Annotated in this window: 21 protein-coding genes and 1 pseudogene; 4 read left to right on the top strand and 18 right to left on the bottom strand. The window is 70.5% G+C overall.

Annotated features, from left to right (window positions below; translation table 11 throughout):
• Positions 1-88: 88 nt before the first annotated feature.
• From B6G06_RS03590 to pheS, 9 genes are all read right to left on the bottom strand, one after another.
• The gene (locus tag B6G06_RS03590; RefSeq protein ID WP_081171005.1) at positions 89-1,312 is read right to left on the bottom strand and encodes an argininosuccinate synthase; all 1,224 of its coding nucleotides are present in this window, start codon (positions 1,310-1,312) and stop codon (positions 89-91) included.
• 108 nt (positions 1,313-1,420) lie between these two features.
• Positions 1,421-2,014 carry an arginine repressor gene (locus B6G06_RS03585; RefSeq protein WP_080463498.1) on the bottom strand — a complete coding sequence of 198 codons (594 nt, stop codon included), beginning with the start codon at positions 2,012-2,014 and terminating at the stop codon, positions 1,421-1,423.
• A gap of 4 nt (positions 2,015-2,018) precedes the next feature.
• Positions 2,019-3,302, bottom strand: coding sequence for an acetylornithine transaminase (locus B6G06_RS03580; protein ID WP_080463499.1), 1,284 nt, complete (start codon positions 3,300-3,302; stop codon positions 2,019-2,021).
• Positions 3,299-4,231 (bottom strand): acetylglutamate kinase, encoded by a 933-nt coding sequence (argB, locus tag B6G06_RS03575; RefSeq protein WP_081171003.1) that lies wholly within the window; start codon positions 4,229-4,231, stop codon positions 3,299-3,301. Before argB ends, B6G06_RS03580 begins: the two co-directional genes overlap by 4 nt.
• A 9-nt stretch (positions 4,232-4,240) precedes the next feature.
• Positions 4,241-5,410, bottom strand: a complete 1,170-nt coding sequence (argJ, locus tag B6G06_RS03570) for a bifunctional glutamate N-acetyltransferase/amino-acid acetyltransferase ArgJ (RefSeq protein WP_081171001.1) — start codon at positions 5,408-5,410, stop codon at positions 4,241-4,243.
• The gene (gene argC, locus B6G06_RS03565; protein ID WP_081170999.1) at positions 5,407-6,516 is read right to left on the bottom strand and encodes an N-acetyl-gamma-glutamyl-phosphate reductase; all 1,110 of its coding nucleotides are present in this window, start codon (positions 6,514-6,516) and stop codon (positions 5,407-5,409) included. The genes argJ and argC overlap by 4 nt, the downstream gene beginning before the upstream one ends.
• A gap of 70 nt (positions 6,517-6,586) precedes the next feature.
• On the bottom strand, positions 6,587-7,081 hold the full coding sequence (locus B6G06_RS03560) for a flavodoxin domain-containing protein (RefSeq protein WP_080463503.1): 495 nt from the start codon (positions 7,079-7,081) through the stop codon (positions 6,587-6,589).
• 65 nt (positions 7,082-7,146) lie between these two features.
• The gene (gene pheT / locus B6G06_RS03555; protein WP_081170997.1) at positions 7,147-9,804 is read right to left on the bottom strand and encodes a phenylalanine--tRNA ligase subunit beta; all 2,658 of its coding nucleotides are present in this window, start codon (positions 9,802-9,804) and stop codon (positions 7,147-7,149) included.
• 1 nt (position 9,805) lies between these two features.
• Positions 9,806-10,900, bottom strand: coding sequence for a phenylalanine--tRNA ligase subunit alpha (gene pheS / locus B6G06_RS03550; RefSeq protein ID WP_080463505.1), 1,095 nt, complete (start codon positions 10,898-10,900; stop codon positions 9,806-9,808).
• Between the two features lie 214 nt (positions 10,901-11,114).
• Here pheS and B6G06_RS03545 point away from each other — a divergent pair, with 214 nt between their 5' ends.
• A complete protein-coding gene (locus tag B6G06_RS03545) occupies positions 11,115-12,041 on the top strand; it encodes an alpha/beta fold hydrolase (protein WP_158082843.1) in 927 nt (308 codons plus the stop codon).
• A 49-nt stretch (positions 12,042-12,090) separates the two neighbouring features.
• On the opposite strand, the gene B6G06_RS03540 is transcribed toward B6G06_RS03545, so the two are convergent.
• The 9 genes from B6G06_RS03540 to B6G06_RS03495 all read right to left on the bottom strand — a co-directional run bounded on the left by B6G06_RS03540 (position 12,091) and on the right by B6G06_RS03495 (position 20,196).
• On the bottom strand, positions 12,091-12,960 hold the full coding sequence (locus tag B6G06_RS03540; protein WP_080463506.1) for an amino acid ABC transporter permease: 870 nt from the start codon (positions 12,958-12,960) through the stop codon (positions 12,091-12,093).
• Positions 12,957-13,613 carry an amino acid ABC transporter permease gene (locus tag B6G06_RS03535; RefSeq protein WP_081170995.1) on the bottom strand — a complete coding sequence of 219 codons (657 nt, stop codon included), beginning with the start codon at positions 13,611-13,613 and terminating at the stop codon, positions 12,957-12,959. The genes B6G06_RS03540 and B6G06_RS03535 overlap by 4 nt, the downstream gene beginning before the upstream one ends.
• 94 nt (positions 13,614-13,707) lie before the next feature.
• Positions 13,708-14,703: a glutamate ABC transporter substrate-binding protein gene (locus B6G06_RS03530; RefSeq protein ID WP_081170993.1), complete on the bottom strand. Its 996-nt coding sequence runs from the start codon at positions 14,701-14,703 to the stop codon at positions 13,708-13,710.
• Positions 14,704-14,772: 69 nt separating this feature from the next.
• Positions 14,773-15,498, bottom strand: a complete 726-nt coding sequence (locus B6G06_RS03525) for an amino acid ABC transporter ATP-binding protein (RefSeq protein WP_081172184.1) — start codon at positions 15,496-15,498, stop codon at positions 14,773-14,775.
• Positions 15,499-15,648: 150 nt separating this feature from the next.
• The gene (locus B6G06_RS03520) at positions 15,649-16,590 is read right to left on the bottom strand and encodes a TrmH family RNA methyltransferase (protein WP_081170991.1); all 942 of its coding nucleotides are present in this window, start codon (positions 16,588-16,590) and stop codon (positions 15,649-15,651) included.
• Positions 16,591-16,695: 105 nt separating this feature from the next.
• Entirely contained in the window at positions 16,696-17,076 is a 381-nt protein-coding gene (gene rplT, locus B6G06_RS03515; RefSeq protein WP_080463514.1) for a 50S ribosomal protein L20, read from the bottom strand.
• Between the two features lie 27 nt (positions 17,077-17,103).
• Positions 17,104-17,298, bottom strand: coding sequence for a 50S ribosomal protein L35 (gene rpmI / locus B6G06_RS03510; protein ID WP_073452087.1), 195 nt, complete (start codon positions 17,296-17,298; stop codon positions 17,104-17,106).
• 90 nt (positions 17,299-17,388) lie between these two features.
• Entirely contained in the window at positions 17,389-18,210 is an 822-nt protein-coding gene (gene infC / locus B6G06_RS03505; RefSeq protein WP_268237226.1) for a translation initiation factor IF-3, read from the bottom strand.
• A 1,206-nt stretch (positions 18,211-19,416) separates the two neighbouring features.
• Positions 19,417-20,196, bottom strand: coding sequence for an SseB family protein (locus tag B6G06_RS03495; RefSeq protein ID WP_080463519.1), 780 nt, complete (start codon positions 20,194-20,196; stop codon positions 19,417-19,419).
• 280 nt (positions 20,197-20,476) lie between these two features.
• On the opposite strand from B6G06_RS03495, the gene B6G06_RS10040 reads away from it, so the two are divergent.
• From B6G06_RS10040 to B6G06_RS10205, 3 genes and pseudogenes are all read left to right on the top strand, one after another.
• Positions 20,477-20,821, top strand: a complete 345-nt coding sequence (locus tag B6G06_RS10040) for a hypothetical protein (protein ID WP_125898883.1) — start codon at positions 20,477-20,479, stop codon at positions 20,819-20,821.
• 12 nt (positions 20,822-20,833) lie between these two features.
• Positions 20,834-21,208, top strand: a pseudogene (locus tag B6G06_RS10035) (DUF6318 family protein); the annotation flags it as partial.
• Positions 21,205-22,044: a zinc transporter gene (locus B6G06_RS10205; RefSeq protein ID WP_164505188.1), complete on the top strand. Its 840-nt coding sequence runs from the start codon at positions 21,205-21,207 to the stop codon at positions 22,042-22,044. The pseudogene B6G06_RS10035 and the gene B6G06_RS10205, both read left to right, overlap by 4 nt.
• Positions 22,045-22,080 lie beyond the last annotated feature (36 nt).

Genomic DNA, 22,080 nt, shown 5'->3' with positions numbered 1-22,080 from the left:
TAGTCCCACATGGCGCCCCAGCGCGGCCCGATGGGCCGCGCGCGACCAGTGGCGCGCGAAGGCGCTGGCCGCGCGCCGCCCACCGGGATCAGAAGCCCTCGCCCTCGCCGAGGCGCTCGGCCCTGGCGGCGGCGAGCTTGGGCTGCATGCCGTAGATCTCGATGAAGCCCCGGGATGAGGACTGGTCGAAGGTATCGCCCGAGTCGTAGGTGGCCAGGTTGAAGTCGTAGAGCCCGCTCTCGCTGCGGCGCCCGTTGACGGTGGCGCGCCCGCCATGGAGGACCATTCGGATATCCCCGCTGACGTAGTGCTGGGTGTCCTCGATGAAGGCGTCCAGGGAGCGCTTGAGCGGCGAGTACCACTGCGCCTCGTAGACGAGCTCGCCCCAGGTTTGCTCGATCTGGCGCTTGTAGCGGCGCTGGAGGCGCTCGAGGGTGACGGCCTCCAGGGCCCGGTGGGCCTCGATGAGGATGACGGCGCCGGGCGCCTCATAGATCTCCCGGGACTTGATACCCACGAGGCGGTCCTCGACCATGTCGATGCGACCGATCCCCTGGGCCCCTCCCCTGCGGTTGAGCTCCTGGATGGCCTGGAGCGGGGTGACGGCCGCGCCGTCGATCGCCACGGGCAGGCCCTCCTTGAAGGTGATGATGACCTCGTCGGGCAGCGGCGGGTAGGTGGGGTCATCGGTGTAGGTGTAGACGTCCTTCGTCGGGGCGTTCCACAGGTCCTCCAGGAAGCCGGTCTCGACGGCGCGCCCCCACACGTTCTGGTCGATGGAGAAGGGGTTGTGCTTGGTGGTCTCGATGGGGAGGCTGTGCTTCTCGGCGTACTCGATGGCGACATCGCGCGTCAGGGCGAGGTCGCGCACCGGGGACAGGCAGTCCATATCCGGTGCCATGGAGGTGATGGCGACCTCGAAGCGGACCTGGTCGTTGCCCTTCCCGGTGCAGCCGTGCGCCACCGTCGAGGCGCCGAACTCGCGGGCGGCGCGCACGAGGTGCTTGGCGATGACCGGCCGGGACAGGGCGGATACGAGCGGGTAGGCTCCCTCGTAGAGCGCGTTGGCCTTGAGCGCCGGCATGCAGTAGTCGGTGGCGAACTCGTCGCGGGCGTCGGCGATATAGGCCTCGACAGCGCCGCAGTCGAGCGCGCGCTGACGGATGACATCGAGGTCCTCGCCGCCCTGCCCGACGTCGACCGAGACGGTGACCACCTCTCGGCCGGTCTGCTCTGCGATCCAGCCGATGGCGACTGAGGTGTCCAGCCCGCCGGAGTAGGCCAGGACGACGCGATCAGTGTTCTTGTTCATGAGGGATCTCCATAGGAGGGGTTGCGCCGGCGGGCCGGCCTGTCGGTTGGAGGGAGCGCCCGGGCAGGGCGTGGCGCTCCTTTGGGTGGTCGGGGCGGGGATCGGCCGTCAGCGTCTTCCCGCTGGGTCGGCCAGGGCGAGCAGATGCGTGGCCACGCGGGCCGCGATCTCCTCGGAGCGGGTGATGACCAGGACGGTGTCGTCTCCGGCGATGCAGCCCAGGACCCCGGGAAGCATCGAGTCGTCGACGGCGCTGGCCAGCAGCTGGGCCGAGGCGGCCGGGGTGCGCAGCACGAGCTGGCCGCCGGACCACTCGGCCGTCACCAGCAGGTCGGCGCACCAACGGGCCAGCCGGGGCGTCGTGTAGGGGCTCAGGTCGTTCTCATCCGCGCCCTCGGCCACCGCCTGCGCCGCGCGCATTTGCCCGGGCGCCCCGGCCTCGGGGACAGCGTAGACGAGCGCGCCGTCGCAGGTCCGGATCTTCGTGGCGCGCAACTCGACGAGGTCCCGGGACAGGGTGGCCTGGGTGGTGCTCACGCTCCGCCCGGCGAGGGCCTCGCGCAGCTCGGCCTGGGATCGGATCCGGGAATGGCCCAGGATCTGACGGATGAGGGCGTGTCTGGCGGCCTTCGTGGCCGGCGCCGCTGGAACGGCTTGGGCGGAGGGATCGGCCCTGGTCGCGGATGCGCCCGGATCGCTCATGCGCTCAGTCATGGCTCCCCGCAGTCGTCGCGGCGCCCTCGGAGGCGCTCGCCAGGCGTGCGGCGAGGAGGGCCGAGAGCTCGGTCGTGAAGGCGTCGGCGTCCTCATCGGACAGGATGAGGGGCGGCGCCAGGCGCAAGGTGTCGTCCCGGGGGGCGTTGACGATGAACCCGGCCCGAGCGAGGTCCTCGGCGATTCCAGAGGCGGGCCCGACCGCGGGGTCGAGGGCGACGCCGATGAGCAGTCCCAGTCCGCGCGCGGCGGTGACGCCGGGCACCTTGGCGAGCTCCGCCGCCCAGCGCTCGCCAAGGCTGGCCGCACGCGCCAGGAGGCCCTCGGAGCGCAGGGTATCGATCACGGCCAGGGCGGCGCTGGCCGACACCGGGTTGCCGCCGAAGGTGGTGCCGTGCTGGCCTGGGCCGAGGAGCTCGGCCGCCTGGCCGGTGGCCACCACCGCGCCGATCGGCATCCCGCCGCCCAGGCCCTTGGCCAGGGTGACGACGTCGGGGACGATGCCGGGGGCCAGGATGTGGTGAGCCATCCAGGCGCCCGCGCGGCCCATGCCGGTCTGGACCTCATCGATGATGAGCAGGGCACCGGCGTCGCGGGTCAGGGCGCGGGCGGCCTCGAGGTAGCCGTCGGGCAGGGGGCGCACGCCGGCCTCGCCCTGGATGGGCTCGACGATGAGGGCGGCGACATCGGGCCCCATGGCATCCCTCAGGGCGCTCACGTCCCCGACGGGCACGAACTCGATGCCCCCGGGAAGGGGCTCGAAGGGCTCGCGGTAGGCGGCCTTGTGGGTCATGGCGAGCGCGCCCATGGTGCGCCCGTGGAAGGCCTGCTCGAGGGCGAGGACGCGGGGCCGGGAGGAGGAGCCGTGGCGGCGGGCGATCTTGAGCGCCCCCTCGTTGGCCTCGGTGCCGGAGTTGGCCAGGAAGACCCGGGAGGCACCGGGCTCGGCGCCCGGGAGGGACAGGGTGATGAGCTCCTCGGCCAGGCGGACCTGGGCGGGGGTGGTGAAGAAGTTGGAGACGTGCCCCAGTGTGGCCAACTGGGTGCTCACGGCATCGACGACCGCCGGGTGGGCGTGACCGAGGCAGTTGACGGCGATGCCGGCAAGCAGGTCGAGGTACTCGGCGCCGTCGGCGTCCCAGACCCTCATCCCGCTGCCCCGCACGAGGACGCGCGAGGGCGTGCCGAAGGTGTTCATGACGGCACTGGCGTAGCGGTCGCGCCACTCGGCATTGCTGCCGGCGCTCTCCGGCGCGGTGGTGGTCGCCTCGGTCATAGCCGCTTCCCTCCGTCGAGTGGTGGTACGGGGCTGTCCCCCGGGTGAATGACGGTGCCCACTCCCTCATCGGTGACGATCTCCAGGAGCATGGAGTGCGCCTGGCGCCCGTCGATGACATGGGCCTGTCCCACTCCCCCGCGCACGGCCCGCAGGCAGGCCTCCATCTTGGGGATCATGCCGCTGGCGAGGCTGGGGAGCATCTCCTCCAGGGCGCGGGCGGAGATGAAGGGGACGAGCGATGAGCGGTCCGGCCATGCGGCGTAAAGGCCCTCGACGTCGGTGAGCATGACCAGTGAGCGGGCCCTCAGCGCGATGGCGATGGCGGCGGCGGCGGTATCCGCGTTGACATTGAGGACGGTCGCCGAGTCGGTCACCAGCGGCGCCACGGACGAGATGACGGGAATACGGCCCTGGTCGAGCAGGTCGATGATCGGCTGGGGGCTGACCTCGACGACGTCGCCGACGAGACCAACGTCCACGCTGGCTCCGTCGACGGTGGCGGAGCGCTGGCTGGCGCGCAGGAGGCCTCCGTCCTCCCCGGAGATACCCACGGCGGCGGACCCGTCGAGGTTGAGCAGGGAGACGAGCTCGCGCTGGACCGAGCCGGTGAGCACCATGCGGACCACGTCCATGACCTCCGGAGTGGTCACGCGCAACCCGCCGCGAAACTCCGACTCGATGCCGAGGCGGCCCAGCATCTCGTTGATCTGGGGACCGCCGCCGTGGACGACGACGGGCCGCACGCCGACCTGGTGGAGGAAGAGGATGTCTTGGGCGAAGGCCCGCTTGAGATCCTCATCGATCATGGCGTTGCCGCCGTACTTGATGACCATGGTGACGCCCTTGTAGCTGCGCAGCCATGGCACGGCCTCGAGGAGAACCTCGGCCTTGATCTGAGGGCTGATCTGGGATGTCTCGATACTCATCGCGGATGCTCAGGTGGTGTAGTCGGCGTTGATGGTGACGTAGCCGTGGGTGAGGTCATTGGTCCAGACGGTCGCCCGGGCCGATCCCGCCCCCAGGTCGATATCGATCCGGGTCTCCCGGGGGCGCATGTCCACGCAGTCCCGGGACTCGCCCGGGCCGCCATGGCGGAAGACGGTGACGCCGTTGATGGTCACATCCACCTCGTCGGGGTTGAAGGGGCATACCTGCTCGGGAACGGTCCCGAGCTGCGACAGGACGCGTCCCCAGTTGGGGTCCTCGCCGGCGACAGCGCATTTGAGCAGGTTGGAGGCCGAGACTGTGCGAGCCGCGGCCTCGGCCGCCTCCTCGCTGGCCGCGCCCAGCACGGTGATGGCGATGTCGTGAGTGGCGCCCTCGGCGTCGGCGACGAGCCTGCGGCCCAGAGCGCCCAGGACCTCGTGGACGGCGTCGGCGAGCTCGGCGTCCGTCGGGGTGATCCCGGAGGCCCCTGAGGCCAGGAGGAGGACGGTGTCGTTGGTCGACATGCAGCCGTCGGAGTTGATGCGGTTGACGGTGCGCGCGGCGGCCGAGGCCAGGGTGGCCTGAGCGGTTCCGGGCTCGACGACGGCGTCGGTGGTGAGCACGCAGAGCATGGTGGCCAGCCCGGGGGCGAGCATGCCCACGCCCTTGATCATGCCGCCGATGGTCCATCCGTCGCGGGCGGCCGCGGCCTCCTTGGGGACGGTGTCGGTGGTCATGATGGCGACGGCGGCCTCGTGGCCGGCCTCGGGCGTGGCGGCCAGGGCGGCGAGCGCGGTGTCCGCGCCGGGGAGCAGGGAGCCCATGTCGATGGGCTCGCCGATGACTCCGGTGGAGCACACGAGGACGTCCGTGGGGTCGCAGCCGAGGAGCCCCGCCACATGGGCGGCGGTGGCGGCGGCATCGGCGGTCCCGCGCTCACCGGTGCAGGCGTTGGCGGACCCGGAGTTGAGGATGACGGCGCGCGCCGCGGGACCGGCGGCCAGGGCCTGACGGGACCAGGACACGGGCGCGGCGACCACTCGATTGGTGGTGAACACCCCGGCGGCGACCGCCAGCGGGCCGTCATTGACGACGAGGGCGAGGTCGGGATTCCCCGAGGCCTTGAGCCCGGCCTTGACTCCCGTGGCACGGAATCCCTTGGCGGCGGTGATGCTCACGGCGCTACTCCTCGCATGATGACGCCCGTGGTCTCGGGCAGACCCAGGGCGAGGTTGAGGGACTGGATGGCGGCCGAGGCGGTCCCCTTGCCGAGGTTATCGATGGCGCACATCATCGTTGCCACCCCGGCCGCGACGTCGACGGCGACCTGCACGTAGGCGAGGCCGGAGCCGAGGACGGAGCCGGTGGTGGGCCACACGCCCTCGGGCAGGATGTGGATGAGGGCCTCGCCGTCGCCGCCCAAACCGTAGGCGTCGATCCAGGTCTCGCGCAGGCGGGCCTGGGGGGCGTCGGCGCCGAGGGCGAGCGCGGTCAGAGGGGCGATGACTGTGGCGAGGATCCCCCGGCTCATGGGCACGAGCACCGGGGTGAAGGATAGGCGCGTGGTTCCCGCGGGAAGGCCGGCTACCTGGAGGTTCTGGACGATCTCCGGGATGTGGCGGTGGGTGCCGCCCACGGCGTAGGCCTGGGCGGAGCCGAGGGCCTCGGCGGCGGTGAGATGGGGCTTGAGGGACTTTCCCGCCCCGGAGTAGCCGACCGCGAGGACTGCGGTGAGCGAGGAGGTGTCGATAAGGCCGGCCGCAGCACCGGGCTGGGCGGCGAGGGTGACGGCAGTGACGTTGCATCCGGGAACGGCGATGCGCGTGGCGGCGCTCAGCGCGGCGCGCTGGGCGGCGGGACTGGTCTCACCGGCGTGGAGGAGCTCGGGCATGCCGTAGGTCCAGGGCTCGGCGAAGGGACCGCCGTAGTAGTGCTCCCAGGCCGCAGCCGAGGTGAGGCGGTGGTCAGCGCCGCAGTCGAGGAGGATCGGGGAGCGACCCGAGGCCCGGGCGGCATCCTCAATGGCGGCGGTGACCTGCCCGGAGGCCCCGTGCGGGAGGGCGAGGATGACAATGTCATGCTCGGCCAGGCGCCCGGCCTCGGTGGGCTCGACCTCCCTTATCGCCAGCTCGGGCAGGTGGGACTGGATCTGCCCAAGATGCGCCCCAGCCGAGGAGTTGGCGGTCACGGCGCCGATCTCGATCTCGGGGTGCGCGGCGAGGAGCCTGAGGACCTCGCCACCGGCGTATCCGGTTGCGCCCACGACCGCTGCTGTCCACGTCATACGTGAACCATACACGCCATTGCATAGAAATGCACATGGCGAGGCCGGGGTCTCGTGGAACGGGACTCCCTCAGGCCCGGCCGCGCAGTGTCGAGGCGATGGAGTCGGCGAAGGCGCACACGGCGCCCCAGTCGCGGAAGTCGCCCTCGGAGGCGCCGCCCATCCTGGCGATGGTGCGTTCGCGGAGGTTGAGCTGAGCCGGGTCGAAGCGCCCGGAGAAGGTCACATGCTCGCGCGCCTTGAGGGACAGGAGCACCGGCCCGATGCGGAGCGGGTCGCTCACCTCGCCCTTGTCCACCCCGGACAGGCCCACGGAGAAAGCCCACACAGGATGGGCGGACAGCTCCTCGCGGAAGCGGCGCGTGAAGTCGGTGGCCTGCTCGGTCCAGCGCGTCATGTAGATCGCGCTGCCCAGCACGAAGGCGTCATACCCCTCGACGCTGGTCACCTCCTCCGGACGCGCCTCATCGACGTCGAGACCCGCCTCGCGCAAACGCTGGGCGATGACGCCGGCGATCGAGTCGGTGGTGCCGTGGCGGGACGAGGAAGTCAGGAGGATGGTCATGACGGAAAGTCAAGCACGAAAGAGAGGGATCACGCTGGGACTCCAGGCCGTGAATTCGCAGGGCCTCAGGCGCGCAGCTCGGCGCCCAGGGCCTTGGCGGCACGCTTGATGATCCGCTTGCGGATGCTGGCGGTGTCCTCGGCCGTCAAGGTGCGGTCGGCGGCTCGCAGGCGCAGGGAGAAGGCGAGCGACTTGCGCTCCTCGCCCAGCTGCTCACCGCGGAAGACGTCGAAGAGGCGCACGTCCTCAGCCAAGTCCTTGGCGGTGGCGCGGATGATCGCCTCCACCTGGGAGGCGGTGACGGATTCGTCGACAACCAGCGCGATGTCCTCCTTGGCGGCAGGGAAGGTCGAGATCGCGCTCACCTGGAGGGCGCCTCGGTCCTCGGCGGCGTCGAGGAGGGCGTCGAGGTCGATCTCCACGGCACAGGAGCGCTCGGGCAGGCCGAGGGCGCGCGCCACCCGGGGGTGCAGCTCGCCGGCGTGCGCGACGACCTGACCGGGGATGACCTCCCTGCCGGCCCTGATCGGCGGCAGGCGGAGCTCGGCGATGCGCCCGGGGTGCCAGGGGGCGATGGGAGCGGCGGGCGCGGCGGCCTCCAGCCCCAGGCCCACGGCGCGGGCGACGGTGCGCACGGTCTCCACGGCGTCGGCCCAGTCCCAGGGGCGGGCGGCGCCGAGCACGCCGGCGCGCTGGCGGTCCCCTGCCAGGACGGCACCGATGTGGAGCGGCTGGTCGGGGATGCCGGCCTCGAGGGCGGCGAGCTCATCGTCGGTGGGGCGCCGGTCCACGCCGATGATCGGTGCGGGCGCGGTCCCCGCGGGACGGGTGACGGCCCCGATCTCGAAGACGGCGACATCGGGCAGGCCGCGGGAGATGTTGCGCCGGGCGGTATCCACGAGGGTGTCGAGGATCGAGGTGCGCAGCGCGGGGGCATCCTCGGCCAGGGGGTTGACCAGCCGGGCCGCTCGGCGGCGCGGATCGGCCGCCGGGATTCCGAGGCGGTCGTGGGCATCGCCGATGAAGGGGTAGGAGAGGACCTGGGTGAGGCCGGCGTGCGCGAGGGCGGCGACGGCGTCGCGCCGCGCCTTCTGCCGGGGAGTCAGGCCCAGCCCGGCGGGAGCGGTGGGCACGATCGCGGGGATCGCGTCATAGCCGTCGAGACGGGCCACCTCCTCGGCGAAGTGGGCGGCGCCCACGAGGTCGGGGCGCCAGGTGGGGCGCGTGACGGCGAGGAGCTCGCGGCCGGCGCCATCGGTGCCTGCGGGGGCGACAGCGCAGCCGATCATCTCGAGCAGCTCGGTGACCCGCGCGGTGCCGTAGGCAACGCCCGTGAGCCGCTCCGCGGCGTCGGCGCGGATGACGATCGGCTCGGGAGCGCTGGTGCGGTCCACATCGGTGGCCACGGGCTCGGCGCTGCCGCCGCCGTACTCGACGAGCAGGTCGACGGCCCTCTGGGCGGCGACGGCGGCCAGGGCGGTGTCCACGCCGCGCTCGTTGCGCTTGGCGGACTCGGTGGGCAGCTTGTGGCGCCGCGAGGAACGGGCGATGGACACGGCGTCGAAGTGGGCGGCCTCGATGAGCACGTTGCGTGTGGAGGCGTCGATCTCGGTGTCGGCGCCGCCGAAGACCCCGGCCAGGACGAGGGGGCGCGCGCCCTGCCCGCCGTCGGAGTCGGAGATGACGAGGTCCTCGGGGTCGAGGGCGCGGGTGACCTCATCGAGGAAGGTAAGGGACTCCCCCGCCCTGGCACGGCGCACGACGATCGGGGCGACGAGCTTGTCGGCGTCGAAGGCGTGGAGGGGTTGGCCCAGGTCGAGCATGACGTAGTTGGTCACATCGACGGCCAGACTGATGGGGCGCATGCCGGCGGCGGTGAGGCGGTCGACCATCCACTTCGGGGACGGCGCGGCGGGGTCGATGCCGGTGACGAGGCGCGCCACGTAGCGGTCGCAGCCCGCACGGCCGTGGATCGGGTGGGTGTCCTCGGCGACGACGACGGGGAAGCCGTCCTCGCTCGCCTCGGCGAGGCCGTGCGGGAACAGGGTCGTGTCGGCGCCGTCGGCGGGGTCACGAAAGCGCGCACCAGTGGCGTGGGAGTACTCGCGGGCGACTCCGCGCATGGAGAAGCAGTAGCCGCGGTCCGGGGTGATGTTGATCTCCAGGACCTCCTCCCCCAGACCGAGCAGGGGCAGGGCATCGGTGCCGGGAGCGGGAGGCTCCTCGCCGTCATGCCCGTGGGCGGCGAGCCACTGGTCCAGGACGATGATGCCGTCGTGGTCCTCCCCGATGCCCAGCTCCCGGGCAGAGCAGATCATGCCGTCGGAGACGTGGCCATAGGTCTTGCGAGCGGCGATGGCGAAGTCACCGGGCAGGACGGCGCCGGGCAGGGAGACGACCACACTGTCCCCGACCTCGAAGTTATGGGCGCCGCAGACGATGCCGCGGCTGGGCAGTTCCGAGGGCTCCTTGCCGGTACCGGGGGCGTCATTGTGCTCGGGGCCGACGTCCACGCGGCAGTAGTTGATGACCTTGCCGTTGGACTGCTCCTTGGCCTCGCGGGTGAGGACCTTGCCGACGACGAGGGGGCCGGTAATGGCGGGAGGGACGATCCGCTCCTCCTCCAGGCCGACGCGCACGAGGGCGGAGGCAAGCTCCTCGGCGGTGGTGGAGGTGGGGACGTCGACGTGCTCGCGCAGCCACTCCAGGGGGACGTACGGCATGTCAGTGGCCCTTTCCGGTGGTTCCGAACTGCTGGGAGAAGCGGATGTCCCCCTCGACGATGTCATGCATGTCGGCGATGCCGTGGCGCAGCATGAGGGTGCGCTCCAGGCCCATGCCGAAGGCGAAGCCGGTGTAGACCTCGGGGTCGATGCCGCAGGCGATGAGCACATTGGGGTTGACCATGCCGCAGCCGCCCCACTCGATCCAGCCGGGCCCGCCCTTCTTCTGCGGGAACCACAGGTCCATCTCGGCGCTGGGCTCGGTGAAGGGGAAGAAGGAGGGGCGCAGGCGTGTGCGGGCATCGGGGCCGAACATGGCGCGGGCGAAGTGGTCGAGGGTGCCCTTGAGGTGGGCCATGGTCAGGCCCTTGTCCACGGCCAGGCCCTCGACCTGGTGGAAGACGGGGGTGTGGGTGGCGTCGAGCTCGTCGGAGCGGAAGACCTTGCCGGGGCAGGCGACGTAGATGGGGGGCTCGGAGGTGAGCATGACGTGGGCCTGCACCGGGGAGGTGTGGGTGCGCATGACGAGGTTCGAGGGCTCGCCGGCGGCGGCGCCCACGGAAGCGCCGTCGATGTAGAAGGTGTCCTGCATCTGGCGGGCGGGGTGGTCGGCGTCGAAGTTGAGGGCGTCGAAGTCAAACCACTCGTGCTCGACCTCCGGCCCCTCGGCGATGGTCCAGCCCATGGCGGCGAAAAAGTCGGAGACCTCGTCCATGAGGACGTCCAGCGGGTGGCGTGAGCCGAGCGGGCCGCGGTCCGTGGGGATGGTGACGTCAACGGTCTCGGTGGCGAGCATGTCCGCCTCGGCGGCGGCCTCGAGCTCCGCGGTCCGCGCGGCGAGGGCGGCGCTCAGCCGACCCCGGGCGGCGCCGAGCAGCTTGCCGGCGGTGGGCTTGTCCTCTTTGGGCAGGGCGCCGATGCCGCGGTTGGCGGCCACAAGCGCGGAGGCGTCACCGGTGTAGGCCAGTCGCGCCTCCTTGAGCGCCGGCAGGGAGTCGGCGGCGGCGATGGCTGCCAGGCCCTGCTCGACGACGGCGCTGATGCCGTCGGCGTCGAGTGGGGACAGTGCGCCGGTCGCGGCGGCTGCGTCATTCATATGCGGGCGCCTTCCTCGAAAGGTCCAGTGCGGCGCGGCACCGCCTGGGGTACCGGGATCGCGCGCGAGCGCGCCCGACGGCGTGGCCGCTGGTGCTGGGCCCAGGGTAGTGCCCCGGCTCGACGGGGACGAATCCGTCCCGCCCCCGAGCCCCGCCGGACACTGGGACCGGTCCTGCGTGAGTCCACATGCTGCGGCCAGTAGGCTCTCGCGCATGCTCACGCCTATCGCCGGTGCGCTCCCGCACGCCCCCTTCGGACCGGAGCCCCTCGACGAGGACCTGCGGATACTCGCGATCCCCGCGCCGGCGGGCATGCTCACCGCGACCCTCGCCCAGGTGGCTCCCGCTGAGGAGGGCGGCGCCGAGCCCGTGCGCGTGATCTTCATCCCCGGCTTCACCGGCTCGAAGGAGGACTTCTCCTCCTTCCTGCCCATGGTCCAGGACGCCGGTTACACCGCCCTGGCGTACTCCCAGCGCGGCCAGGCGGACTCTTCGGCTCCCAAGCGCACCCGCGAGTACCGGATCGAGGACTACGTGGAGGACGCCCTCGCCGTCGCCAGGTCCTTCGGGGCCGAGGACGTCCCGGTGCACCTCGTGGGGCACAGCTTCGGCGGGATCATCGCCCGGGCGACGGCCATCGCCGACCCGACGCTCTTCCGCACCCTCACCATCTTCTCCTCAGGCCCCAGGCCCGGGCCCCGCATGTGGATGATGCACGGGATGCGCCTGCTGTACGGCCCTCTCGGCGCGAGGATCGCGCACCGCCTCATCCACCCCGGGATGCCCAAGGAGCCCCAGGGGAGCTCGCATCTGGAGGTGCTGCGCCTGCGGGCCCTGGCCACCCCCTTGGCGGGCCTGCGGGGGATCGCGAGGATCGTGGCGCGCTTCCCTGACATGACCGAGCGACTGCGCGCCACCGGGCTGCCGCTGAGCGTCGTCGTCGGCGCGAATGACACGATGTGGCCGGTGCAGTGGTACGAGCCCTGGGCCAAGAGGCTCGGCGCGTCCTTCACGCTTATCCCCGACGCCGCCCACTCCGCGCAGCTGGAGAATCCCTCCGCGCTGCTGGAGGCGCTCACAGCCTTCTGGTCCGCGAATGACGGGTCCGACTCCGGGTCGGGGACCGCTCAGGAAGCGTGAGAACGCCGGTCCCTTCCCGGCGCGCTCGGGGGGGGCGGCTGCCGAGCGGTCAGCGGCTGCGGGCCTCAATGCGGCGCGCGGCGGCGGACAGCAGCCAGTTGATGACGACGTAGATGAGGGCGACGACGACGTAGGCGGGCAGGTAGACGTCGAATCCCGCCGCGTTGGTGAGCACCTTGGTGGCGTGCATGAGCTCTCCGTAGGCGACCACGTATCCCAGGGATGTGTCCTTGAGGATCGTGACCATCTGGGTGATCAGGGTGGGCAGCATGAGTCGCAGCGCCTGGGGGGCGAGGACGAGGCGCATCGTCTGCCCCGAGCTGAGCCCCAGGGCGACCGCCGCCTCGGACTGGCCGGCGTCCAGGGAGCGCACGCCAGAGCGGAAGACCTCCGCCGTCGTCGCGGATGTGCACATGACGATGGGGACCACGAGCATCCACATCGACGGCAGAGTGGGACCCCAGCGGGGCACGGCCAGGAGGAAGAAGTAGACGAGGAGGAGCATGGGGATGGCGCGCATCGCGTCGATCCACAGGCCGACGGCGCCGCGCAGCGCCGTGGAGCGGGCCATCCGCGCCCACCCCAGCGCGATGCCGATCGGGAAGGACAGCACGGCGGCGATTCCCGCAGCGCGCAGCGTCTTAAGGATCGCCTCGCCTAGGTAGTTCACGATCGACTGGCCCAGGAAGTAGCGCCATTTGACGTAGTCGAGCTGACCGGCGCTGGAGAGCTGGTGGAGCCCCGCCACGACGATGGCGATCAGGAGAACGGCGACCACGAGTGAGACGATGAGGATACGCACCCGGCCGCGCGGGCCGGGGGCGTCGAAGAGGAGGGCGGCGTCCCCGGCAGCGCGCCCCCGCCGGGAGTCGGGTGCCCTGTCCGCCAGGCGGCCGGTGATGGCCGTCAGTGCCGTCATGCGCTCACCCCCCTCGTGGCCTCGAGGCGGCGTTCCAGGGCGTGGCCGACGCGCGTGGCCGCGAAGGCCAGGGCCAGGTAGATGAGACCGGACACCAGGAAGCAGACGACGGCCTCGGCGTACTCCAGGTTGAGCTGCTGGGTGACGCTGGTGAGCTCCCTGACCCCGATGGCCGCGGTGAGCGAGGACCCGATGAGGCAGGAGATGAGGATGTTGACCAGCGGCTGAATGACGCGCGCGAGTGCCTGGGGAAGAACCACCTGGCCGATGATCCCCCCGAAGCGCATGCCCAGGGCGCGCGCTGCCTCGATCTGGCCGCGCGGGACGGAGTTGATGCCGCTGCGCACGGCCTCGCAGACAAACCCTGAGGCGGAGAACACAATGGCGAGCACCGCCGCCCCGAAGAGGTTGATGGGCACCCCCGCGCGCGGGGCCGCGAAGGCGGCGAGGATCATGAGGCACAGCGTGGGGATGTTGCAGGACACCGCTACCCAGGCGGCGCCGAGCGCGCGCAGCGGCGGGATCGGGCCGACCCGGAAGACGGCGACGATCGTGCCGACGACGAGCGCCCCGGCGTAGGCGAGGAGCGCGATGATGAGGGTGGTCCTCAGCCCCTCGCCGATCAGGCCGAGGTTGTCGAGGATGACGCGCACAGGCTGCTCTCCTTTCCCTGCCCCGCTGCGGCGCCCGGAGCGTCGCGGCGACAGCGCGCGCCCGGGGCGGATCAGGCAGCGCGCCCGGGATGGGTCAAGCGGCGGGGGCGGGTGCCTGCGCGCCGGGCACGGAGCCGATGGCCGGGGGCTGGGGGACGTCGCCGCCGATGATGGCGCCGATGGTCTCCTGCCAGATCCTGGCCCAGGTGCCGTCGGACTCGATCGTGGACAGGAAGCCGTTGACGAAGGCTGCGGCGTCGGAGTCCTTGGGCAGTCCGAGGCCGTAGGGGTCCTCGGTGAAGGGCTGGCCGACGATCGTGATGTCGGTGCTGTTCTCGGCAGCGGCCAGCAGGAGGGACTCGTCGACGACGTAGGCGTCCACCTGCTTGGTCTGCAGGGCCGACAGGCAGGCGGAGTTGTCGTCGAAGGGTGTCGGCTTGGCATCGGGGCACGCCTCGGCGAGGGCGGCCTGGGAGGACGATCCAGACTGGACGGCGACAGTCTTGCCCGCCAGGTCGGTGACGGAGGCGATGTCGGTGCGGTCCTTGAGGACGGCCACGGACTGGCCGGAGGAGTAGTAGGGGCCGGCGAAGTCGATCTTCTGGGCGCGCTCCTCGGTGATCGTGTAGGTGGCGATGACGACATCGACAGTGCTGTTGGTCAGCAGCGTCTCACGGGTGTCGGAAGTGGCCTGGGTGATCTCCACGAGGGAGGCCGCGTCGTCGCCGCCGATGATGTAGCGGGCAAGCACCTGGCCGATGGCGGCGTCGAATCCGGTGAGCCTGTGGGTGGTGGGGTCTTCGATGGAGAAAACCCGAGCTGTCTTGGACCCGCCGATTCGGAGCTTGCCGGCCTTCTTGATGGCGGAGGCCCAGGTGGAGGCGGAGACAGCGTCGTCGGGGGCGAGCGGACCGGAGTTGATAAGCGTGTTGTAGGCGGCGTCGGCGGTGGAGGAGGCCACGGCCTTGCCGTCGGCGCCGGTGTCAGAGCAGGCCGCGAGGGCCACGGCGATGCCCAGGCCCCCTGCCGAGGTGAGGAGGGCGCGGCGCGAGGGCACGAGGATCGGGGCGGACGGGGTGGGTCGGGTCATGGGAGGGCCTTTCGTCGGTGGCGTGCCAGTGGTGCGGGGGCGGTGGTCGGGCTGCAGCGGCAGCGGTGGTCAGTGGGTGAGGATCTTGGCGAGGAAGTCGCGGGCGCGGTCGGTGTGCGGGGAGGAGAAGAACTCCTCCGGGCTGGACTGCTCGACGATCCGCCCGGCATCCATGAAGACGACACGGTCCGCCACGGATCGGGCGAAGCCCATCTCATGGGTGACGACGAGCATCGTCATGCCGGAGGTGGCCAGATCGCGGATGACGTCGAGGACCTCGTTGATCATCTCTGGATCGAGTGCGGAGGTGGGCTCATCGAAGAGCATGGCGACGGGATCCATGGCCAGGGCGCGGGCGATGGCCACGCGCTGGGCCTGGCCGCCGGAGAGCTGGGAGGGACGCTTGCTGGCCTGGTCGGCCAGGCCCACTCGCGCCAGGAGCTCGTGGGCGCGGGCCTCGGCATCGGCGCGGTCCATGCGGCGCACCTTGATGGGGGCCAGCGTGATGTTGTCCAGGACGGTGCGGTGGCCGAAGAGGTTGAAGGACTGGAAGACCATGCCGACCTCGGCGCGCAGCCGGGCCAGGTCCCTGCCCTCCTGCGGGAGCAGCTCGCCGTTGATCTCGATGGTGCCGGCATCGATGGTCTCGAGGCGGTTGATGGTGCGGCACAGGGTGGACTTGCCCGAGCCCGAGGCGCCGACGACGGCGACCACCTCGCCCCGGTGGATGTCCAGGGAGACGTCGTCAAGCGCGGTGAAGTCGCCGAAGCGCTTGGTGACGCCGATGATGCGGATGAGGGGTGCGTCGGGGCCGGAGCCTGTCTCCGCGCTGGAGGGCTCGGCGCCGGTGTCCGTGGGTGCTGTCACGCTGACCTCGTTCTCGGGGCGGTGCGGAGGCTGCGGGCTGCGCGCTCGCGAGCAGGGACAACGTCACCCTGCCCCGGATCATTCCCGGGGCCTCCCGCAGTCCACGGAGCGGACAGGCGCGATAGGGCTGCGGGCGCTGTCGAGCGCGGGCGGAGGCGGGTAGGCCCGCTGAGCGCGGGCGGAGGCGTAGAGGCAGAGGGCTGCCGCGGTGGCGACGTTGAGGGACTCGGCCCTCCCGAGGATCGGGATGGAGATGACGGCGTCCGCGCGGTTCAGGACCTCCGGGGCGAACCCGTGGGCCTCATTGCCGAGTAGCCAGGCGCTCGGGGCGGACAACAGCCCACCGCAGGCCGCCGAGGCCTCGGCCTCGAAGAGGTCGGTCTCCCCACGGCTGTCGGCGACCAGGATCGTCAGGCCCGCCGCGCGCAGGGCCTTCACGGCCTCCTCCAGGCCGACGCCGGTGATGACGGGTAGGTGGAAGAGGCTCCCCGCCGTCGAGCGCACGACCTTCGGGGAGGTGGCCTCCACACTGCCGCGCAGGAGGATGACGGCGTCGGCGCCCGCGGCGTCGGCGGCGCGGATGATCGTGCCCGCGTTGCCGGGGTCCTGGGCCCCGGTGAGCACCGCGACGAGGCGCGTGCCCTCAAGGGCTCCCGTCAGGGCGTCGGCACCGTTGCTCTCCCCCATTGCGGCGACGGCGAGTACTCCCTGGGCATCGGCCGACATCGCGGCCATGACCTCTGCGGTCGTCAGGTGCCGATAGAGTCCCGCCGCCTTGGCCTCGGCCCAGATCTCGGGGTGACGACTGGCGGCGGCCTCGGTCATGTAGAGGTCCAGGACCCGCTCCGGCGCCCAGCGGACCGCCTCGCGCACCCCCTGGGGGCCCTCGACGAGGAATCGCCCGTGCTTGGAGCGGGCCTGTCTGCGGGCGAGCCCGGCAATGCGAGCGACCCTCGTAGCCGTCGGATTGGCGAGGAGCTGCGGGACGTCGTCATGGTCGATGGGCGTCGCGGGCGTCATGACGGCAAGCCTACGGGAGCCCCGGGCACGACCAGCGTATGAGTGGACGACGGCGCCGCCGCCCTCGCGGGGAGGGCGGCGGCGCCGTCGGCGGAATGCGAGAGATCAGGCCTTGGGGGCGTTGACGTTCTTGGGAAGCGCCTTGCGAGCGGTCTCGACGAGCGCCTTGAAGGCGGCGGGCTCGTTGACGGCCAGCTCGGCGAGCATGCGGCGGTCGACCTCCACGCCGGCCAGGCCGAGGCCCTGGATGAAGCGGTTGTAGGTCATTCCCTCGGCGCGGGCGCCGGCGTTGATGCGCTGGATCCACAGGCGGCGGAAGTCGCCCTTGCGCGCGCGGCGGTCACGGAAGGCGTAGACGCCGGAGTGAGTGACCTGCTCCTTCGCCTTGCGGTAGAGGCGGGAGCGCTGGCCGCGGTAGCCCGAGGCCTTCTCAAGAACAGAACGACGCTTCTTGTGGGCGTTGACAGCCCTCTTCACACGTGCCATGTGTGTCTCCTTCAGACGTTGGGCCGGTCAGCGACCGAGCAGCTTCTTGACCTGGCGAAGGTCGGCGGGGGCGACCGGCTGGTCCGTGGACAGCTTGCGCTTGCGGCGCGAGGACTTGACCTCGAGCAGGTGGCGCTTGTTGGCCTGCTCGCGCATGAGCTTGCCGCTGCCGGTGACCCGGAAGCGCTTCTTGGCACCGGAGTGCGTCTTGTTCTTCGGCATTGTCGGTTTCCTCTTGTCGGCTCGGTGACCGGCTGGTCCCGGGCTGCGGACCCCACCGGCTATGGCCGGGGGGGTGGGTCGGGTAAGGCCTCAGGCCTCGGTGGGCTTCGCCGGGGCCTTCGGCTTGGCCGGCGCCTTGGGCTTCGCCGGAGCAGCCGGTTTGACCGCGGGGGCTTTGGCGGGAGCCGCAGGCTTGGCAGCGGCCGGTTTGGGCGCGGCCGTGGGCTCGACCGCCTTGGCGGAGGGCTTGACCGCAGGCGCCTTGGCAGCGGTCGGCTTCGTGGCGGGGACCTCAGTCACCTGGGTGGCCGAGGCCGCCTGAGCGGCGGTCTGGGCGGCCTTGGCGGCGTGCTTCTCGGCGCGGCGGGAGGCGCGGGCCTCCTCACGACGGCGCCGCTGATCGGACTTGACCTCCGCCTTCTTGCGGGTGGGGGCCAGCACCATGACCATCTGGCGGCCATCCTGGCGCGGATGGGACTCAATGGTGGCGAGCTCGCCGACCTCCTCGGCGACCTTGGCCAGCAGGCGCACGCCGAGCTCTGGGCGGGACTGCTCACGGCCGCGGAAGCGGACGATGCACTTGACCTTGTCCCCGCCCTCGAGGAATCGGCGCACGTGCCCCATCTTGGTGGCGTAGTCGTGCTCGTCGATCTTGGGCCGGAACTGGATCTCCTTGAGCTGCGTGTTCGCCTGGTTGCGCCGGGCGTCGCGCGCCTTCATGGCCGACTCGTACTTGAACTTGCCGTAGTCCATGAGCTTGCACACCGGGGGGCGCGCATCAGGGGCGACCTCGACGAGATCGAGACCGGCTTCCTCGGCCAGTCGAAGGGCGTCCTCCACGCGGACCACGCCGACCTGCTCGCCACTGGGGCCGACCAAGCGCACCTCGGGGACGCGGATCCGTTCGTTGATACGGGGCTCGCTGATGGCTATTCCTCACTCCTTGTTCGGATTCCGTGGCAACGGGAAAGGCCCCCGCTGCGCATCGCCAGCGGAGGCCTCATATGCTCGTACAAGCATGCCGACGCGCGGACACGCGTCAGCGCCGAGGACATGCCCTCGGTACGAACCCGGCCCCTTGACGGGACCCAGGTGGGATGGCTCCGCTTGCGCGCCGGGGATGGACCCCGGCCGGTCAACCACTGAGGCTACCAGAGCGCACGCGGACATCCCAGGCCGGGAGCGGCGCGATACCAAGAGATCCACGTGGTCCTGCTCACTCGGGCTATTCCTCCACGCTCATGCCCCAGACCACCGCGAAAGCGGTCACGAAGGCCTGCAGCGCCAGGACAATGGGGATGGCCGGCGCGGCGGCGCAGCGAAGACCCTGCCCAGGGAGCGCGTGTCCAGGAACAGCAAGCAGACGTGCGCACCTAGGGAACGGCCACGGCGTCGAGGATGCGTGCATCGTCGTACCAGGCTCCAGGACACGAGGACGATGGCCCGGCACATGGAGCCCAGGAGCACTGACGCACCGGCCGATGCCGTCCGGTGCCGTAGCGACGCGAGGGCGGAGGCGAGGACGGCCAGGCCCGCGCCCGAGCCGAGCAGGGCGGTACCCCGAGCAGGGCGGCGCCATCGGGGAGGAGAGCGGGATCATCGAGGCCGAGGGAGGAGGCGCCGTCGAACCCTCCCTCGACGGGGGCGAGCATCCGCCTCATAGGACGCCCTCGCTGAGCACCTCGACCACGCTTGCCCGGGGCCGCGGCGCCGTGCCCGCAGCAGACGAGATGGAGGCGCTCGGCCGCACTGAGCGTCGGGAAGAACGACTCCTCGCCCAGGTCTCCGGCCACAGCCGCGTGGAAGGAGGCCCGACGCGGGTCCGGGCGCCGCCCCATGACCTCGATCTCACCGCCCAGGGGGCGCAAGAGCCCGCAGCAGGTGCGCGCCAGGCGTCGATTTGCCGGCGCTGTTGAGACCGACGAGTGCAAGGACCTCACCGGGGGCGAGGTCGAAGGTCGCGGGCCCGGATAAGAGGCTCGGTGCCGTCGCGCCGCGACGCCTGGGCAGACGCGCGCGGCCTCGCGATGAACGGGATCATGGCGTGTTCTCAGCAAGCGATGATCGAGCGCGCCTCGTCCCAGAGAATGAGACGGGCGCGGGGCCACCGATGAGGCGTCAGGCGGGGATGGGGCAGAGCTCGATGGTGTCGATGAGCTCGCCCCAGGCGGGATTGACCATGATGCGCTGACAGCCGTCGAGTGCGGCGGCGACGGCGGGCATGCCCTGGCTGGCGTCCACACGGATGAAGACCCGCAGTTCGGAGGTCTCGCCGGGCGCGAATGCGACACCGGTGACGCCGTCGACTGTCTCCAGTTGGGCACGGACCTCGGACTGGATGACGTCGGAGGCCCAGGAGGGAATCCAGTCCTCTCCCCCGGCGAGCGCGACGACGGCGGGCCGGGGCACGCGCAGATCGAGGGTTCCGGGGTCGAGGACCCAGAGCTGATCGGTGTGCTCGCAGGCGACGGCGGCGGCACGATGGGGGTCGACGGGGACGGGGCGCACATCATCGCGCCAGGCGCTCATGGCGGCTGCGGAGGTGAAGACGGGCAGGGCGATGTGGCCGTCGGGCAGGTCGACGGCCAGGGTGGCGGCGTCGCGGCTGGCGTCGTTGGCGTGGACAGCATGGGAGGTGGCGGCGCCGGTAGAGTCGGTGAGCGCGTGAGCGGCAACGGGAACGATGACTCGCGTGGCGGTCAGGGCGGCGACAACTCCGTGCATGTACTCGTGGCGCGGTAGGCCGGTGGCCGTGATGGCGGCGGTCACCTCGGGGATCGGCGAGCCGTCGTCATTCGCGAAGGGCGTGGGGGCGGCGAGGAGCCGCTCCATTTTGGCGCGCGCGGCCAGCGCCGATGCGAGTTGCGGATCGACCGGAACGGGATCCTCAGTATTCATGCCGGTCATTCCTTCCACGTCCTTCCGCGCTATTCAGATCCTTCACACCTCATCCTAATCGCGAGACCGGTTGTTGTGAGGGGTGGGGTTGGTTGTTGGTTGCTGGGTGGGGTGGGTGGGGGTTTTCCACAGGTTGGTGGTGGGCTCTGGTGGTGGGGGTGGGTGGGGTTTTAGGGTTGGGGTTCGACGGCGATGCTGCTGTCGTTGGGGCCGACCTGGGGCCTCGAACCACCACCCTGGTCCATGTCCGTTCCTCCTTGGCCGGAAGGTCCCAGAGCCCATGACCCCCGCACCCGCATCCTCCCACTCACCGATCCGCACCACCGGCGTCGCAGAGCCTCGATGGCGCCGCCGCCGTCCCAGCGACGTCCGCCGCTGTATCGCCCTGGTCCTGCTGGCGTGCGGCGCCCTGGCGTCGGGGCTGTTGGCGGCCTGCGCCAAGACCCCCGCCCCGCCTGAGACCGGTGGAACCCCACCCACCCACCTCACCACCACCACGGCACCAACCACCACCACTGCGGCACCAACCACCAGCGCGCCGGCCTCGCTCAGCCCCGAACTACAAGCCCAACGCGCCACCGCCCTGGCCGCACCCAAACCAGTCAAACCCACCGAAGCCACCTAGAACACCCAACAAGGCGCCGCTAGCTCAGTGGCATACTTCTTCACCCTGTACCGGCATGCCTTCGTCACCGGCGACACCACCGACCTAGCAGCCATGAGCGAAGAAGGCTGCGTCTTCTGCCGATCCACCATCGACGACGCCACCAAACTCCACAAAGACGGAGGATGGGCCAACCCCTGGACTATCACTCTTCATGACTTGAGTTACATTCCGCCGGATGAAGGAAAAGAATACTCGGGGATCAAAGGGAAGGTGGATGCCGAGGCGTCCACTGTCATCAAAGGAAATGGAGAGGTTGTCGAGAAATCTCAAGAAACCATTTCAATGTTCGTTGCCATGAAATATGTGGGCGGCGGATGGGTGATTAAAGGGGTGTCGGTGGAATGATTATATCGGTCTTCGTTACATCGCTTGCAATCATTTCCGCCGGTGTTGGAAGTTTTGTTACGGGCGACACAGGTGACACCTACTCTCCCGAGCAAATAGGCGAGATAACCGGGCGGGCAAGTGATGAGAGCATCATTCTCCAGCAATCTGTAATTAAAGCAATTCCGGTTGGGGGTGGTTCTTCGCCATCAGGCAGCGGGGGTGGGGGGCAGGTGGTGGTCTCGGCCGCCCAACCCCAGAGCGCGCCCATCGAAGGCGATTTCATCTGCGATGGGCAGGACCCCCAAGGCAACGACACCGGTGCATGCCGCTTCCAACCAACCCCCACACGCCCCACAGCACCCGCACCCGACCCGGCCACCACGACACCGCCACCACTGATCATCACCGCCCACGACATAGCCACCCTCATCGTCGACGGCTCAGGCATCACCCTACAACCACCCGGGAACACCATCTTGCTCCACATGCCCCTGATCGCCCACACCAACCCCGCCACCCGCACACTAACCACCACCATAGCCAACACCACCATCGACATCGAAGCCACCCCCACCACCTACACCTGGAACTGGGGAGACAACACCACCACAACCACCACCGACCCCGGACACCCCTACCCCAACCACACCATCACCCACCAATACACCACCACCAACAACAACACCACCATCACCCTGACCACCACCTGGACCGCACGATACAAACCCACCAACACCACCAACTGGAAACCCATCACCGGCTACATCACCACCACCCAAACCACCCCACCCCTAACCATCCACCGCCTCACCCCCTACCTCACCAACGACACCCAACACCACCACAACCACTAACCCACCCCACCCCCAACAACAACCAACCTCGATGGG

It is taken from the genome of Actinomyces gaoshouyii (assembly GCF_002076915.1).
GTDB classification, from domain to species: Bacteria; Actinomycetota; Actinomycetes; order Actinomycetales; family Actinomycetaceae; genus Actinomyces; species Actinomyces gaoshouyii.
Note: the sequence above shows the minus strand (reverse complement) of the source record. Positions and strands in the feature narration are given on the sequence as shown.

What these genes read in the sequence shown, in the direction of transcription:
- argC (WP_081170999.1), bottom strand. Translation starts at nt 6,516, where the DNA reads ATGACGTGGACAGCAGCGGTCGTGGGCGCAACCGGATACGCCGGTGGC.
- B6G06_RS03560 (WP_080463503.1), bottom strand. Translation starts at nt 7,081, where the DNA reads ATGACCATCCTCCTGACTTCCTCGTCCCGCCACGGCACCACCGACTCG.
- pheT (WP_081170997.1), bottom strand. Translation starts at nt 9,804, where the DNA reads ATGCCGTACGTCCCCCTGGAGTGGCTGCGCGAGCACGTCGACGTCCCC.
- rpmI (WP_073452087.1), bottom strand. Translation starts at nt 17,298, where the DNA reads ATGCCGAAGAACAAGACGCACTCCGGTGCCAAGAAGCGCTTCCGGGTC.
- B6G06_RS03530 (WP_081170993.1), bottom strand. Translation starts at nt 14,703, where the DNA reads ATGACCCGACCCACCCCGTCCGCCCCGATCCTCGTGCCCTCGCGCCGC.
- argB (WP_081171003.1), bottom strand. Translation starts at nt 4,231, where the DNA reads ATGAGTATCGAGACATCCCAGATCAGCCCTCAGATCAAGGCCGAGGTT.
- B6G06_RS03520 (WP_081170991.1), bottom strand. Translation starts at nt 16,590, where the DNA reads ATGACGCCCGCGACGCCCATCGACCATGACGACGTCCCGCAGCTCCTC.
- B6G06_RS03580 (WP_080463499.1), bottom strand. Translation starts at nt 3,302, where the DNA reads ATGACCGAGGCGACCACCACCGCGCCGGAGAGCGCCGGCAGCAATGCC.
- B6G06_RS10040 (WP_125898883.1), top strand. Translation starts at nt 20,477, where the DNA reads ATGACCCCCGCACCCGCATCCTCCCACTCACCGATCCGCACCACCGGC.
- B6G06_RS03540 (WP_080463506.1), bottom strand. Translation starts at nt 12,960, where the DNA reads ATGACGGCACTGACGGCCATCACCGGCCGCCTGGCGGACAGGGCACCC.
- B6G06_RS03545 (WP_158082843.1), top strand. Translation starts at nt 11,115, where the DNA reads ATGCTCACGCCTATCGCCGGTGCGCTCCCGCACGCCCCCTTCGGACCG.
- B6G06_RS03590 (WP_081171005.1), bottom strand. Translation starts at nt 1,312, where the DNA reads ATGAACAAGAACACTGATCGCGTCGTCCTGGCCTACTCCGGCGGGCTG.
- B6G06_RS10205 (WP_164505188.1), top strand. Translation starts at nt 21,205, where the DNA reads ATGATTATATCGGTCTTCGTTACATCGCTTGCAATCATTTCCGCCGGT.
- pheS (WP_080463505.1), bottom strand. Translation starts at nt 10,900, where the DNA reads ATGAATGACGCAGCCGCCGCGACCGGCGCACTGTCCCCACTCGACGCC.
- rplT (WP_080463514.1), bottom strand. Translation starts at nt 17,076, where the DNA reads ATGGCACGTGTGAAGAGGGCTGTCAACGCCCACAAGAAGCGTCGTTCT.
- B6G06_RS03495 (WP_080463519.1), bottom strand. Translation starts at nt 20,196, where the DNA reads ATGAATACTGAGGATCCCGTTCCGGTCGATCCGCAACTCGCATCGGCG.
- B6G06_RS03585 (WP_080463498.1), bottom strand. Translation starts at nt 2,014, where the DNA reads ATGAGCGATCCGGGCGCATCCGCGACCAGGGCCGATCCCTCCGCCCAA.